Source organism: Arenicella xantha, assembly GCF_003315245.1.
GTDB classification, from domain to species: Bacteria; Pseudomonadota; Gammaproteobacteria; order Arenicellales; family Arenicellaceae; genus Arenicella; species Arenicella xantha.
On the sequence record NZ_QNRT01000001.1, the window covers coordinates 596625 to 612316 of the forward strand.

The following is a 15692-nucleotide window of genomic DNA, read 5'->3' on the forward strand; positions in this document are numbered from 1 at the left end:
ACAATCTTTGCCAATCAGCTTGCTACCCGACTTAAAGCGATCAACGCGCTGGGTTAGATCGAAGCCATTGCCAAATTTGCGTCGCGTAACACCTGCGTGCCCGAACCTGGCTTATGCGCATTTTCGCTGATATGCCTACGCCACAGCCTCGAACGGGGCTCACCGTGATACAAACCAACCACATGCTTGGACAAATGGTTCAGTCTCGCTCCGGCGGCGATTTGCTGATCTGCGTACTTGATATACGCCTCGAGTACGTCATCACGGGACACGGGCTTGCTGGATTCGTCATACAGCTCTTGGTCAACTTGCGCCAAAATATACGGATTTGAATAAGCCTCACGCCCCATCATAACGCCATCAACGTGAGCGAGATGCTCGTGACATTGCGCTAAGGTATTAATGCCACCATTAATAACGATCTCCAGCTCGGGGAAATCGGCTTTTAAGTCATACACCAGTTGATAATCGAGCGGTGGGACATCGCGATTCTCCTTCGGGCTCAATCCTTTAAGCCACGCCATACGCGCATGCACCAAAAATGTCTTACAACCCGCCTCAGCACTGGCGCCAACCAAGGACCATAAAGCCTCACGCGGCTTTTGATCATCAACGCCAATACGGCATTTAACGGTCACGGGGATATCCACTGCAGCCTGCATCTGCTTGACGTTTTCAGCCACAATATCTGGTGACTGCATTAAGCAAGCGCCAAAACTGCCGGACTGAACGCGGTCGCTCGGGCAACCAACGTTAATGTTCACCTCATCGTAACCCCATTGCTGAGCAATTTCGCTACAGCGCGTCATTGCATCAGGGTCACTACCACCGAGCTGTAAGGCCACCGGATGCTCGCTCGAATTAAAATCGAGAAACCGTGCTTTGTCACCAAACAGTATCGCGCCAGTGGTTACCATTTCGGTATAGAGCACAGCATGTTGAGACATCAGGCGTGCAAGATATCGCTCATGTCGATCAGTGCAATCGAGCATCGGCGCGACACAAAAGCGACGGGAAATTTTATCTGGGCGATTCATCGGGCGGATTGTAGCAAAATTTGGTTGCTTAACCAGACGCGTATTCAGCAATACCCGAGATCATGGATATATGTAAAAATAGTACAACAACGATAGACTTAACACCGGATCAACCCGCGCGCTCCCCTAGCCAATAAAGTGAATATCCTAATTGATGCGTATCTTGTTCGACCGGTAAATCTAGTGCAACTAGTATTCTTGTGTATCTGCCTGTTGGGGATTGCTTTACTTTGGTCCAAACCCAGGTTTCGCGGCGTGTGTTTGCTGTTTGGCTTGGAAGCGACCTTAATGGCCTTCAACTTTTCAGAAGAAACTCAGTTATTTAACCAGCGTTACTTGATCACTCCCGCGTTCACATTGTGTACTGGACCAGCATTTTATCTGTTCGTGCGGCAGCTGGTGTTTGATGACCGTCGCTGGTCTTGGATCGACACACTGCACGCCATCCCAGCGTTACTCGCGGTTTTTTTCACCGACCACACCAACCTCATTATTGCATTGGGCTCTATCAGTCTACTGGTGTATGGCACTTTGGCCTTTCGTTGGCTGTTGCGCTATCGCTCCGCTTCACGCGCCATGAGTTCGGCCGCGCGCGAGATGCGTTTGGACTGGCTCGGCTACCTGATGCTGACGTTTGCCTTGTTGGGAATCACCGATATCATTCGGCTCAACCTACAGCCGGTTCTCAGCTACGAGCTCGCGAATACTTGGTACCTACTGCATCAATCAAGTGTGCTGGTGCTCTATACTAGCCTCATTGTATTGGCGGTGCAGCAAGCGTCTTTGTTTGATGGTCTCAGCCAATACAAGTCTATTAGCGCGTCTCACGCCGATCAGGAGCTATCCCGAGTCCTGTTCGAGCAAATCGACCAGACCCTCAAGCAGCAAGCCCTCTACCGTCAACCCAGATTGTCGTTAAATGACGTTGCCAGCGCACTGGGGATCGGCCCGAAAGATGTTTCTAATGCAGTCAATAGTGGTGCTGGGATGAGCTTTTGTGACTACATTAATGGACTGCGCGTGGAGGAGGTCAAACAACGGTTGGCAGCTCAGAGCGAGCCAGTACCGAACTTTTTATCGCTTGGGTTAGACGCGGGCTTTAACTCCAAATCAAGCTTTAACGCAGTATTCAAATCGCTGGTTGGCATAACTCCCCGCCAATACTTAAGAAACCAACAAACGAAATAAGTCCACAATCACGATCTTGGACGATTTGACGCTATTAGTGCTGCAGTCTAGAGGTTCATTTTAACCACTCCTCTCTGACTTATGACTAGTGCTAAATCACTCCTCAAGCGTAGCGTCCAATTCACCCTCGCACTGCTTGTTTCGTTCGCAGCCTTTCTAGTATTCGCGGTGCTTGCAGCGAGACTCGATTCTCCTTCCGACCTACCGCAGGTCGATAATAAACAAGGGTTGCTTATCGACTCAGTGTCGATTGTCGATGTCGCCACGGGCACTGTGGTACCGGATCAACAGTTGCTAATCAGGCACGGCCTTATCGAGGATATACGCGCCGCCAATAGCACCGCACCGAGCAACTACCAATTGATTGACGGCAAGGGCGCGTTCGTAGTGCCTGGCTTAATCGATATGCATACGCATATTTACGATCGCAAAGACTTGGTCACCAGTCTAGCCTATGGTGTGACCTCGGTACGGAATCTACGGGGGCTGCCGATGCATCTCCGCTGGCGCGAGGAATTGCAGAGCAATACCTGGTTAGGCGCGAATCTGTATACCAGTTCGCCGGTATTAGATAGACCAGAACATGCGCACCTCATGCAGCAAGCAGTATCAGACCCACAGCACGCTCGTGAGCTGGTACGCCAATTCCATGCGGATGGCTACGATTTGCTTAAGATATATAACGACATTGAGCCTGATATCTTATCGGCCATAATTGATGAGGCGCTGATTCAACACATGCCAATCGCCAAACATGGCCCCTTTGGCGCAGTGCCCGCGAGTGGTAAGGAGTTCAATCTAGGTGATATCCAGTCAATGCAGTCACTGGAACATGTTGAGGAAATTTTCCAAACGGTGCTGCGCTTTAACTACGACACGGAAGCTCTGCAGCGGTATATACAAAAACTAAAGCAAACAGGTTCGTTTGTTACGCCAACTCTCGCCACGTTTGATCACCTCACGCAACTCAGTGCACATAAACAAGCGTATGTAAAAGCCCAACCAATCCATCGAATCAATCCTTTCTTTCGGTTTTTAAACGAGCAGTTTGCGATACAACGCTGGTTACAAGCGGATCAGGCACAAATAGACTGGAACTTTAAAGAGCGAAACATTTTGTTCAAAATTACCCAACAACTGGCAATCAACAGTGTGCCCTTGCTGGTCGGTTCAGACCAAGGAACGATGTATATGACCGCCGGTATCTCAACGCATCTGGAAATGGCGCTGATGCAGGAGGCCGGTATTGATCCGGCTACGATTCTAAGAAGTGCTACGCTAAATGCGGCCACTGCAATGCATATGGAGCAGACTACGGGTAGCGTGGCGCGCAACAAAATCGCCGACCTTGCACTAGTGACAGCGAATCCCTTGACCGATATCACTCATCTCACTAAACCCATGGCGGTGGTAAAACAAGGTCAGTGGTTAGGAGAATCGGCGTTGGCCGAGCTGATCGCTTCGGGAGCTCAACCGTCACACTGGTATCCGAGCTTCGGCCGCTTCATTGAGGATATTGTTACTCGTTCCTACTTATAAACCGCGGCGAACAAAGGCAAAAAAAATGCCACCTTTAAGGTGGCATTTTTCGAACTGTCTATACGCTAAGAGTGCTACAACGCTGCCTTGATGGCATCCACGCTGTCTTTGGCGTCACCAAATAGCATGCGCGTATTCTCCTTAAAGAATAAGGGGTTTTCAACGCCAGCATAGCCAGTTGCCATCGAACGTTTAGACACAATCACATTCTTTGCCTTCCAAACCTCCAACACAGGCATACCAGCGATGGGACTGTTGGGGTTCTCAAGCGCAGCTGGGTTGACGATGTCATTAGCGCCAATCACCATCACTACATCCACTTCATGCAATTCATCGTTGATCTCGTCCATTTCCAACACAATGTCATAGGGCACATTCGCTTCAGCCAGCAACACATTCATGTGTCCTGGCATACGGCCGGCCACCGGATGAATAGCGAAACGCACATTAACGCCCTTGGCACGCAACATCTTAGTGAGGTCAGATACCGCATGTTGCGCGTTAGCGACAGCCATACCGTAACCCGGAACAATCACAACTTGATTCGCGTCAGCCATCATTTGCGCTACTTCATCCGCTTGAATTGCAATCGCTTCACCTTGCTCACCTTCGTCAGCGTCACTGCTCGAAGTGGTACCAAAGCCACCCATAATGACGGACACAAAGTTGCGATTCATTGCACGACACATGATGTAACTGAGAATTGCACCAGAACTACCAACTAATGCGCCAACCACAATCAACAAGTCGTTAGACAACATAAAGCCGGTCGCGGCAGCGGCCCAACCTGAGTAGCTGTTCAACATCGAGATAACCACTGGCATATCAGCACCGCCAATAGCCATGACCATGTGCACACCAAACGCGAAAGCAATCAATGTCATTAAAATCAATGGCAAAGTGCCGCCGTCGTGTCCCGCCTCTAAAAACCACCAACCAAGCAAGATCGACACACCCAGTAACGCCAAGTTAAGCATATGGCGAGACGGTAACATCAATGGCTTACTGCCCATGCGACCACTCAACTTGCCGAACGCTACGACCGAGCCGGTAAACGTCACCGCACCGATCAAAATACCCAAATACACTTCAACGTTGTGAATTGTCGCTTCGACGCCATACAAATTATTGTTAGGATCGAAATAGCTGGCATAACCTACCAATACGGCTGCCATGCCCACAAAACTGTGCAAAATGGCGACCAGCTCAGGCATTTGCGTCATTTCCACCTTAGCGGCAAAACGTGCGCCAATCGCGCCACCAATCACCATTGCAAAAATCAGCCAACCGTATGCATCAACATTTTTGTTTAGAATTGTTGCCACGATCGCAAGCGCCATACCAATAATGCCGTACCAATTGCCCCGTCGTGACGATTCCTGATTACTCAACCCAGAGAGGCTCAAGATAAACAGAATCGCAGCAGCGATATACGCCGCAGTAATAGTTCCCATTTCCATGTTGCTCTCCCTCTAACCTTTATTAAACATTTTCAGCATGCGCTGAGTAACCAAAAAACCGCCCGCGATATTGATCGATGCGATCAACGTCGCTACGAAGGCGAGAAACACAACCAGTCCAGAGCCGGAGGAGATTTGTAACAAGGCTCCAACCACGATGATCCCAGATATCGCATTGGTCACACTCATGAGGGGCGTGTGCAACGATGGAGTAACACTCCAGATCACTTGATAACCAATGAAACACGCCAAGATAAACACCGTAAAATGGCTCATGAAATCAGGCGGCGCGACTGAGCCAACGCCCAATAGAGCCAGTAAACCCAGCCCCATCGCACCGAAGGTCATTTTCGCTTTGCTCGCTGCACTTAACTCTGGTGCTGGCTCGGGCATCGCGACCGGTTTCGGAGCGGCTTTTGGCGCTGCTGACAAAGCTGGTGCTGGCGCTGGCCAAGTGACTTTGCCATCGTGTGCGGCGGTCGCCCCACGAATTACCGCATCGTCCATATTGATCAACACTTTACCGTCTTTGTCCGGCGTCAAGTCAGTCAGCATGTGACGTAGATTAGTCGAGTAGAGCTGCGACGACTGCGTTGCTAGTCGGCTTGGCAGGTCTGTGTAACCAATAATTTTCACCCCTTTATGGGTTACGATTTTATCCGCCTTAGACAACTTACAGTTGCCACCTTGCTCAGCAGCCAAATCCACAATCACACTGCCCGACTTCATGCTCTCCACCATGTCTTTGGTGATGAGCTCAGGAGCAGGTCGACCTGGAATTAACGCCGTGGTGATGATGATGTCGACCTCTTTGGCCTGCTCACGAAACATCGCCATTTCAGCATCAATAAATTCTTTACTCATGGTTTTGGCATAACCACCATCACCTGAGCCGTCTTCTTCAAATTCTAAAACAAGAAATTCGCCACCAAGGCTCTCGACTTGCTCTTTGGCTTCCAGTCGCGTGTCAAAAGCACGCACAATGGCCCCCATACTTTTGGCTGCGCCGATAGCCGCTAAACCAGCAACACCGGCACCGATCACTAATACTTTAGCTGGCGGTACTTTACCGGCCGCGGTAACTTGACCCGTGAAAAAGCGACCAAACTGATTGGCGGCTTCCACGATGGCACGATAACCACCGATATTCGCCATGGAGCTAAGTGCGTCCATCTTCTGAGAGCGTGACAAGCGCGGCACACAATCCATCGCGATCACATTCACTTTGGCGTCGGCTAGCTGCTTAAGCAGCTCTTCGTTTTGCGCTGGCCAGAAAAAACTGATTAGCGTGGTACCGGCGGCAACCTTGTCGGCTTCGGCCGATGTGACACCACGCACTTTCATAATGATATCCGTGTCGCTCCAGATCGCGTCCGATGTCACGACGTCAACGCCAGCGTCTTTGTAGTCTGCGTCACTAAATTCGGCATTCTTACCGGCCCCTGCTTCGATTCGCAGTGTGTGGCCTAGTTTCTGAATTTGCAGCGCCGACTCAGGGGTTAACGCAACGCGTTTCTCGCCTTTGTACGACTCCTTGGGGATACTAATTATCATCGTTTCTTACTCCATTGGTGTGTCCAGTAAGTGGTTGCCTACTCTTTATTGCTGGTAGGATCGCACTGATTATACGAACCGCGCCCAACAATGCCAGCCTGTCACAGCGAAGTTGCGCGCAATAGTAGCCATTGTTTGAGTGAATACTTTTGCGATTTCGGCTATTTTGCAGAGAGCACACATCCGCATGTGCCTTTTGAGGCACCTCGCGTATACTGGTAAAGATGATGAATTCGACCCTATCCGCCGTATTAAACGCGTTCACAATTCAAGACTTGATCACCATTGGGATCAGTCTACTGTTAATGATTCTGGCTCGGCCGTTCAGCAAGTGGTTAAACAGCGAAGATGATTTGACCTCACGCGTAAGCATGATGCGCATGTTGAATTTCCTGATCATAGTGGCGGTGCTCGCCAGCGTATTTGTGTTACACGAGAGCGCTTGGCTGAGCCGACTTACCCAATCGTTAATTGTCATCTACTTTGCCACCTTGGTGACGCACGTCATCAATTATTTTGTACGTCGCCGCTTTGGCAAAACTCGCATTACCAGTACCGGCACATCGATATCGGACACTTATTCGAGTCGCGGTTTGAGCTTAGCTGTGGCCGCATTCATCAGTGTGATCGCACTGGTAACCTGCTTGAGAATACTCGGGCTAAACTCTCTTTTAGAGGCCGGCGGCGCGCTGGGGATCATTGGTCTGTTCTTAGCCATGACTCAAGGGTCGTGGGCTCCAGACATTATTAGCGGCCTAATCATTCTTAATAGTCGCTTATGCGAAGAAGGTGATGTCGTCCAATTCAATATGGATGGCACACAAATCGTGGCATCGGTGTTCAAAACCAAACTATTCCATACCGAGTGCTTAGATTTGGCCAATAACCATCGATTAATGGTGCGCAATACGAAATTACGTGATTACGGCATTCAAAACCTCTCGCGCTTCGCATCGGCTAAGGGGCTACGTGAATGCATGCTGTTTAATATCGACTATGCTCACAGCCAAAACGAAGTCACTGAAATGATGTTGCGCGCGTTTAGCGAAATCGATCGAGTTGAGGGCATGCGTGAAGAACAGTTCGACCCTGAGGTGCTAGTGCATGATACCGGCGACTACGCGGTAACTTGGGCCGTGTATTACTATATTAAAGACGTAAAGCATCTATTGAAAATTAAGCAAAAGTTTCGAGCGCACATTCTAGCCGAATCAGTCCGATCAGATATCTCCTTGGCCACACCAGTATTACAGATGAATGAGGTGACTCTGTCCAAGGCGGCAGCGAACGTCACACCGTCAATGTGAGCCAATCCGTTTAATTGACGCAGTTAGCGTTCACTATCGCACGCTAACATCGCCTATAATAAATCGTTTGAATTACTGCCTAATCGGCACCAGCCAACTCAACCAAGGTCACCATGAGCAAACCCACGCCTAATCACTTTATTCGCAGCATCGCTAAAAACGACCTAGCTAACGGCAAGCACGAATACATTTATACGCGCTTCCCGCCGGAGCCGAACGGTTACTTACACCTGGGGCACGCCAAGTCAATTTGCTTAAATTTTGGACTCGCACAAGACCTAGGCGGCAAATGCAACCTCCGGTTTGATGACACCAATCCAGAAAAAGAGAACGTCGAATTCGTCGAGTCAATCCGCGACACCGTTGAGTGGCTGGGCTTTGAGTGGAGCAAGCTTTGTTACGCCTCAGATTATTACGATCACCTCTACAACTACGCCCTAGAGTTAATCGATAAAGGCTTGGCGTATGTCGATGAACTCAACCCAGAGCAAATGCGCGAGTACCGTGGCGCACTAACTGAACCGGGTAAAGACAGCCCCTTTCGCGATCGATCTATTGCTGACAATCGCGACTTATTTGAACGCATGCGCGCTGGCGAATTCGCCGAGGGCGAGTACACACTGCGCGCCAAAATTGATATGTCAGCGCCAAATATAGTCATGCGCGACCCAATTTTGTATCGGATTCGCTATGCTCACCATTATCGTGCCGGCGATAGGTGGTGCATTTACCCAATGTACGACTTCACTCACTGCATCTCTGATGCCCTAGAAGGCATTACGCATTCATTGTGCACCTTAGAGTTTCAAGACAACCGCGAGCTATACGATTGGATTCTTAGCAATATTACACTTGAGGAAAACCTTGTTGGCGAGCGCGGCAAATTAATGCCAAAGCAAATTGAATTTGGGCGATCGAACCTAGAGTACACCATGGCCAGCAAGCGCAAGCTGATCCAGTTGGTCAACGAAGGTCATGTAGACGGCTGGGACGATCCGCGCTTGACCACCTTAGTCGGGCTCCGTCGACGTGGCTACACACCAGAATCTATCCGCGACTTTTGTGCCGAAATTGGGGTTACCAAACGAGACAGCACCATCGATATGGCGGTGCTAGAAAACGCCATTAGACATAATTTAGAAGCCAGTGCCAAACGGGTATTTGGTGTATTAGATCCGCTCAAGCTGATTATCACCAATTATCCTGAAGACCAAACTGAATTTTTCACGGTTAAAAATCACCCGAAAGATGATTCGATGGGAACTCGCGACCTGCCGTTTGGACGCGAAATTTACATTGAACGTGACGACTTCATGCTCGAACCACCGGCCAAGTTTTTTCGCTTAGGCCCAGGCCGCGAAGTGCGCCTACGTTACGGCTATGCAGTGACCTGCAATGACGTGATCTACGATGCTGATGGCAACGTTAGCGAGCTACATTGCAGCTACGACCCGTTAACCGCTAAGGGGCAAACTCCCGATGGTCGAAAAATCAAAGGCATTATTCACTGGGTTAGTGCAGCGCAGGCCGTTGACGCCGAAGTGCGCGTGTATGACCGACTCTTCACTGAACCTAATCCCGCTGGGGCTGACGACTTTATCGCATTACTGAACCCAGAATCGCTCCGTGTATATCCACACGCGAAGCTCGAACCTAGCGTGCTAAACGCCGATACGCAAGATCGTTTTCAATTCGAACGCGTCGGCTATTTCTGCTTCGATTCGGAGGATCACCGCGCCGATAACGTGGTAATGAACCGAACGGTTAGTCTTAGAGATACCTGGGCGAAAATGGGCGCGAATAAAAAGTAGCCTAATTCATTTAAGCGATCGAGCATATATTTCGCTCAGCAGTACCAGACTGCCGAGCACTAAAAGCGATCGTTTTGAGTGGCATCTGGCGCTGATGTGGCGCCGGATTCCATACTTGAATTCAGCTTATCGATCATGTCGACTAAGCTCTGCATTAATCGCTCGCCAGAGGCTCGTTCCTCTGGTGTAGCGTTCTCCATTCGCAACACAAATTGATCCACCTGCTTCGCTAACTCAGCGCTACTGCGCGACATTTCTTGCACCATCGGTGCTAGCTCCTCGCTCAGGTCGTTAATCGCTCCGGCCAACTGCTCTTCAGTCGCTGCCATATCCTCGATTGAATCCGCAAAACCTTGCTCCAAAGTTTTTAAAGCACTGCCGGTGGATTCCACCGCGTCGGTCATTTGTTGCTGCAACTGGTCTTTGCTACGCTGAAACTCCTCGCCCTGAACATAACTCTGAAATCCAGTGACCATTGAGCTTAATTGTTTGCCACCGGCATTAAGCGCATCGCCCACCGACCACGCCATCAACTCCAACATTGAATCCATGCCATGCAGTGTTTGCCCTGCTTGCAAAGCCTGTGCAATAGGACCTGTCGGGTTATGTATTTCTAACGGCGCGCCCGGTTTAACCCGATTAACGACAATCGCCGCTTCGCTGCTAATCTCTTTGGCCTTCACTGGGTCGAGACTAATATGAACCTGCGCAACACCGTCGCTTAGATCTACCGCGCTGACTTCCCCAACTGTGCTGCCTTGCCAATGCACGTCGGTGCCAGCCTTGATGTCTCGAGTATTATTAAACTCAACGACCACATCTAAAGAATCATTGGAACAGGCACTCAGCAATGCGCTCAGTAAAATCAATGATAAAAGCGCAAGTGGGGACGTATTACGATTTAGCTGAAACATGCTCGACTCCATTTTTGGGACAATTTCTTTTGGGGAAGTTTAGTTTTGACAACCTTGAGCTCAATACGCTCAAGTTAAGCGAGCTCAGACCAAACAAGCCCACACATAAATAAAACGACACTCCTTACGATACCAGCTGCACTCGCGCTAGCCGGTAAAATATCAACGAATTTTCGTTGTTTAACGATTCTCAAGCGCTGACCGCTATTGGGAGAAATATCCTTGTCGATACAACTCGTCCAAGTATTCTGGTCGGTCGATAAACGGGTTCCGGTTGCCTTGTAGCTTTTCAATAATATCATTGCGGCGACGTTCAGCAGCACTCGGCGGATCAGCTCGGTGCCATTGTTGTAGCAGCTTCGCTTGTTTATCAAATAGCATCAAGCCTTGATCGCGATATTCAAACGCCATGTAAAACATCGCTCGCGCTACTTCCCCGCGCACCGCTGGTGTCGGTTCAGCAACACGAGCACGTTCGTCCACTTCAAAGTCACAGGTTTCACCATAGCGCCGCACCTCGCCTTTAACCTCACCGAAGCGATAACTCGAACGGGCTTGGTTCACATCGCTACGTGCTGGATACAAATTGTGTAGGTCGGACTCAATTTGATTAAACCATGCGCTACTAGCGCGACACTGCTTGCGCTTGCCGCATTTCAAGCCTGACGTCGCCCACGACATCGGAAACACGTGCTCGACATTAAATCCAGCGCGCTCATCGGTTTCAAACGGCGCTTGGCAATACAAGGTAACGCCATCACGAGGGTACAAGTTTCGCCAAAACACTTTACGTGCTTGATCGTAATTGCGTTGTTTAGCACCGACCTGTTGCGGCGGTGAATTTGCAGCCCGCGTGCCCTGCTCAGATGCTGACTCATAAGACTCAAAGAACCACACAGCCGCGAGCATGAGCGCCACGACAGCGACTCGTTTGACAATCACACTCACTGACCTCATTCCCCGTGAACCCCATGCCCGGCATAGAGCTCGTCAATCTTTGACTGGTATTGGGCCAAAACTTTAGGTCGCTTTATCTTTAAAGTGGGCGTCAATAAACCCGACTCGACGGTCCACTCTTGATCACTTAATGCCACCTTGCGAATCTTTGCGTAACCCGGAAAATCGTCCATTTGCTGAGCAATTCGCGCTAATAAGTCATCTTGCACTGAAACACTTGGGGCGTCCGCGACGTTTTGTCCGTGCGTATCACACAACGCTTGATAGAGCTTTGGATTCAAATACACTAAAGCAGATAGAAACGACTTGCCTTCGCCGACCACTAACACTTGTTCAAATATTGGATCGCGGGAAATCGCTCCTTCGATGTCCGATGGCGGCACTTTTTCACCATTAGCCAACACTAAGATGTCTTTGATTCGCCCGGTGATCCGCAAAAAACCGTCGTCATCAATCGAAGCACAGTCGCCAGTTCGCAACCATCGCTGATCACCGTCGACCACCAGCGTTTCACTGGTCGCTGATGGATTATCCCAATAACCCATCATTACATTTTCGCCGCGCACCCAAAGTTCATCGCCATCCATTAACTTGGCCGCCACTCCTCGCAATAACATGCCAATTGAATCTGGCCGGTTGCGAGATGGAGTATTTACACTGACAACCGGGCTTGATTCAGTCAAGCCATAGCCTTGCAGTAAGGGAACACCCATTGAAATAAAGGTCTTGGCTACGGTTTCTGACAATGGAGCGCCGCCAACGATAACAAACCGCAGTCGACCGCCGAGCTTGCTTCGAATTGTATTTGCCACCAAAGCATCTAATAGCGGATGCAGCAGCTGACTAAGGCTCCATGAACGAATGCCTTGCTGCGTCTGAAAGCGCGCCCAACCAACGCGCACGGCGGCCTGAAACAGCCAACGCTTGAAGCTTGACTGCTCCGCCAAGCCCGCGTAAATCTTATTGTGTACGCGCTCAAATATACGAGGCACTGAGATCATAACGGTGGGTTTAATCTCTCGCAAATCGTCCGCCAACTCTGGGATTGAACGATTGAATGCAACTTCACTTGCGCTCATCATCGCCGCGTAATAACCGACCGTACGCTCCAAGGTATGCGACAAAGGTAGAAACGATAGCAGGCAGTCATCCGGATGCAGCGGCACACTGCGCATGCCGCTATACGCATTCGACAACATATTCCGATGCGATAACATAACGCCTTTCGGTCTACCTGTGGTGCCAGACGTGTAAACGATTGAGGCTAAATCATCAGCCTTTGCTAAGCCTCGTTCAAAATGACGTCCGTGTTCCGGCAGCCAGTTATCGACCAATTTAACCTTACCCAGTTCCGCGCCGCGCATAACCAACACGCGCTCCACACAACTCGTGTCTTCATCAGTATCGAGGACCTGCAGCCAGATCTCCGTGTCGGCAAACAAGACGATTTTAGCTCCTGCATTGCCAATTACGTAAGCTATATTGTCAGCTCGATCTTGCGTGTAAAGCGGCACGACCACTAGACCAAGACGTAAAGCCGCCTGATCAAACACTACCCATTCAACACTATTGCGATAGCAGATCGCAACTCGATCACTCTTCTGCAAACCCGCTTCACGAAACGCGACCTGCCAGCGCTCAACTTCACTGGCTAAGCCTGCCCACGTAATCGATTGCCATTGCTTGTCTTGGTAATAGCGATAGGCTACCTTGTTCGAACTGCGTCGGACTCGCTCACGAAATAACTGATCCAGAGTTGTAGCGTCATGGCAGTTGATAACGTCTAGCGCCGTATCATTAACCAGTGCGTCATCTGGATGTTGAACATATATTTTCGGTTCGGTATGCGGCACGATTTGCTAATTTGACTGTGTGATTTTGGGAAATTTAGGCCTTTATAGTATCGCGCTTGACAGGCTTGGTCACCGAAAATCTCTATTCATCCTAAAGATGCTCGTTATAGATAGATAATTCCAGCTTATCACTGCACCAAGATTGTGCTAAATTACGCCACTCTCCGCGGTAAGGTGCCTAGTTTCAAGGCATTTTCTCGAGCAACATCAGCATTTCAACCGGATTTTAAAGGCGAGTATTATGCGACTCATTCTTCTCGGCGGCCCTGGCGCTGGCAAAGGCACACAAGCCACGTTTATTACAGAAAAATACGGTATTCCGCAGATTTCAACCGGCGACATGTTACGTGCGGCTGTTGAAGCCGGAACGGCGCTCGGCATTGAGGCAAAAAAAATCATGGATGTCGGTGGCTTGATCTCAGATGAGATCATTACTGGCATGGTGAAAGACCGCGTACAAGAAAGTGACTGCGAAAACGGCTACTTACTTGATGGTTTTCCACGCACCATTCCACAAGCTGACGCAATGCGTAAACACGGCATTGATATCGACTATGTGGTCGAAATAAGCGTAGATGATGCCGAAATCATAAAACGCATGAGTGGCCGACGTGCACACCTAGCTTCTGGGCGTACCTATCATGTAATTTATAACCCGCCTAAAGTAGCCGACATTGATGACGTCACTGGCGAGCCATTGGTACAACGAGATGACGACCAAGAAGAAACGGTTCGTAAACGTTTAGATATCTATCATGCTCAAACTGAACCGCTGATCGGCTACTATCAAGAATTTGCCGATAGCCAACAAGCAAACGCACCTAAATACGTTAAAATTGAAGGCGTTGGCACAGTTGACTCCATTCGCGATAAAATTCAGGCCGCACTTGATCAGTAACATCACACCGACAAAATAGCACTCAACTCAGCAAGCAGTTGAGTCAAAAAAAAGGCCATCATAAACGATGGCCTTTTTTAGTGGAGCACATGCTCTGAAGTAAAACGCTAGCTATCCCAGATATCGAATAATGTCGTCGGATTCATACATCCACTGAACATCACCATTCGCTTGCTCAATACGTAAACAAGGAACCTGAGTTTTACCGCCTCCGGCCATTAAAGCCTGAGCATGCTCGCGATCAGAGGTGTTGCGTAATTCAACATCAAAATCGCCGCCACGCATAAACGTCAGTACCTTTTGACAAAAAAAGCAATATTTACTGTAATACAGCGCTAGCTTAGTTTCCTTCGTAGTGTCCATTAGTAAGTGCCTTAACCTTCTTTCTTACTAGTTGGAGCTGGTGTGACTTCTAGCAACTCAACTTCAAAAATAAGGGTTTGATTAGGACCGATCGAAGGAGGAGCATCCACACCGTAGGCTAGACTCTCTGGAATCACCAAACGGATTTTGCCGCCTTCTTTAACCAATTGCAGGCCTTCTGAGAAACCAGGGATAACCGCGGCAACGGCGAAACTAGCCGGCTGGCCTCGGTCGTGCGAACTATCAAACTGAGTGCCATCGATTAACTTGCCCACGTAGTGAACTTTGATGACATCGCTGGCTGTTGGAGTTTTGCCTTTGCCTTCGCGCAAAATACTATATTGCAAACCACTCTCAGTGGTTTTAACGCCTTTTTCTTTGGCATTCTTAGCCATAAAAGCGGCGCCGGCAGCGCTGTTTTCAGCACCTTTGGCTAGCATTTCAGCTTGAGCTTTTTCAGCTTCGGCTTGCATCACTTGCTGGAAAGCCATTTGAGCTTGCTGCATTTCTTCTTGTGACAAACGCGGCTCAATACCTGCTGCAGCGTCTTGAATTGCCGCGGTTAGTGCTGACACGTCGATTTGCTTGTCGATGCCTTGCCCCACTAGATTGGCACCAATCTGCATACCAAACGTATAGCCAAGCTTGGCTTCTTGAGAGCTTAAATCGACTGCCGTATTGGTTGTCCATTTGCTGTCTTGCGCAAAAGCAGATGTTGTCATGCCAATGCTCGCACCAACCACAAGCGCAGATAGGCTTGCGGTAGCAGTAATGTGTTTAACTAAATTCATTAATAATAGTCTCCTAGTGG

General features: G+C 49.4%; 13 protein-coding genes. 5 read left to right on the top strand and 8 right to left on the bottom strand.

The window, feature by feature from the left end:
- Positions 1–53 precede the first annotated feature (53 nt).
- Positions 54–1037 carry a tRNA dihydrouridine(20/20a) synthase DusA gene (gene dusA / locus DFR28_RS02565; RefSeq protein WP_113952731.1) on the bottom strand — a complete coding sequence of 328 codons (984 nt, stop codon included), beginning with the start codon at positions 1035–1037 and terminating at the stop codon, positions 54–56.
- A gap of 138 nt (positions 1038–1175) precedes the next feature.
- Here dusA and DFR28_RS02570 point away from each other — a divergent pair, with 138 nt between their 5' ends.
- A complete protein-coding gene (locus DFR28_RS02570; RefSeq protein ID WP_113952732.1) occupies positions 1176–2225 on the top strand; it encodes a helix-turn-helix domain-containing protein in 1050 nt (349 codons plus the stop codon).
- An 81-nt stretch (positions 2226–2306) separates the two neighbouring features.
- Positions 2307–3764 carry an amidohydrolase family protein gene (locus DFR28_RS02575; protein WP_113952733.1) on the top strand — a complete coding sequence of 486 codons (1458 nt, stop codon included), beginning with the start codon at positions 2307–2309 and terminating at the stop codon, positions 3762–3764.
- 74 nt (positions 3765–3838) lie between these two features.
- On the opposite strand, the gene pntB is transcribed toward DFR28_RS02575, so the two are convergent.
- Together pntB and DFR28_RS02585 are read right to left on the bottom strand one after the other, a co-directional pair.
- Complete coding sequence (gene pntB, locus DFR28_RS02580) at positions 3839–5224, bottom strand: Re/Si-specific NAD(P)(+) transhydrogenase subunit beta (protein WP_113952734.1); 1386 nt, start codon at positions 5222–5224, stop codon at positions 3839–3841.
- 12 nt (positions 5225–5236) lie between these two features.
- Positions 5237–6778, bottom strand: coding sequence for a Re/Si-specific NAD(P)(+) transhydrogenase subunit alpha (locus DFR28_RS02585; RefSeq protein ID WP_113952735.1), 1542 nt, complete (start codon positions 6776–6778; stop codon positions 5237–5239).
- 227 nt (positions 6779–7005) lie between these two features.
- On the opposite strand from DFR28_RS02585, the gene DFR28_RS02590 reads away from it, so the two are divergent.
- Positions 7006–8085, top strand: coding sequence for a mechanosensitive ion channel family protein (locus DFR28_RS02590; protein WP_170131948.1), 1080 nt, complete (start codon positions 7006–7008; stop codon positions 8083–8085).
- Positions 8086–8198: 113 nt separating this feature from the next.
- The gene (locus DFR28_RS02595; RefSeq protein ID WP_113952737.1) at positions 8199–9896 is read left to right on the top strand and encodes a glutamine--tRNA ligase/YqeY domain fusion protein; all 1698 of its coding nucleotides are present in this window, start codon (positions 8199–8201) and stop codon (positions 9894–9896) included.
- A gap of 59 nt (positions 9897–9955) precedes the next feature.
- Here the strand turns inward: DFR28_RS02595 and DFR28_RS02600 are convergent, their stop codons facing one another.
- The 3 genes from DFR28_RS02600 to DFR28_RS02610 form a co-directional block, all read right to left on the bottom strand.
- Positions 9956–10810, bottom strand: coding sequence for an MlaD family protein (locus tag DFR28_RS02600; protein ID WP_170131949.1), 855 nt, complete (start codon positions 10808–10810; stop codon positions 9956–9958).
- A gap of 204 nt (positions 10811–11014) precedes the next feature.
- Positions 11015–11758 carry an endonuclease I family protein gene (locus DFR28_RS02605; protein WP_170131950.1) on the bottom strand — a complete coding sequence of 248 codons (744 nt, stop codon included), beginning with the start codon at positions 11756–11758 and terminating at the stop codon, positions 11015–11017.
- 5 nt (positions 11759–11763) lie between these two features.
- On the bottom strand, positions 11764–13620 hold the full coding sequence (locus tag DFR28_RS02610) for an AMP-dependent synthetase/ligase (RefSeq protein WP_211316822.1): 1857 nt from the start codon (positions 13618–13620) through the stop codon (positions 11764–11766).
- Between the two features lie 241 nt (positions 13621–13861).
- Here DFR28_RS02610 and adk point away from each other — a divergent pair, with 241 nt between their 5' ends.
- Positions 13862–14518: an adenylate kinase gene (adk, locus tag DFR28_RS02615; protein WP_113952740.1), complete on the top strand. Its 657-nt coding sequence runs from the start codon at positions 13862–13864 to the stop codon at positions 14516–14518.
- A 111-nt stretch (positions 14519–14629) separates the two neighbouring features.
- On the opposite strand, the gene DFR28_RS02620 is transcribed toward adk, so the two are convergent.
- On the bottom strand, positions 14630–14881 hold the full coding sequence (locus DFR28_RS02620; RefSeq protein ID WP_113952741.1) for a glutaredoxin family protein: 252 nt from the start codon (positions 14879–14881) through the stop codon (positions 14630–14632).
- An 11-nt stretch (positions 14882–14892) separates the two neighbouring features.
- Complete coding sequence (locus tag DFR28_RS02625) at positions 14893–15672, bottom strand: FKBP-type peptidyl-prolyl cis-trans isomerase (protein WP_170131951.1); 780 nt, start codon at positions 15670–15672, stop codon at positions 14893–14895.
- Between the last annotated feature and the right edge of the window lie 20 nt (positions 15673–15692).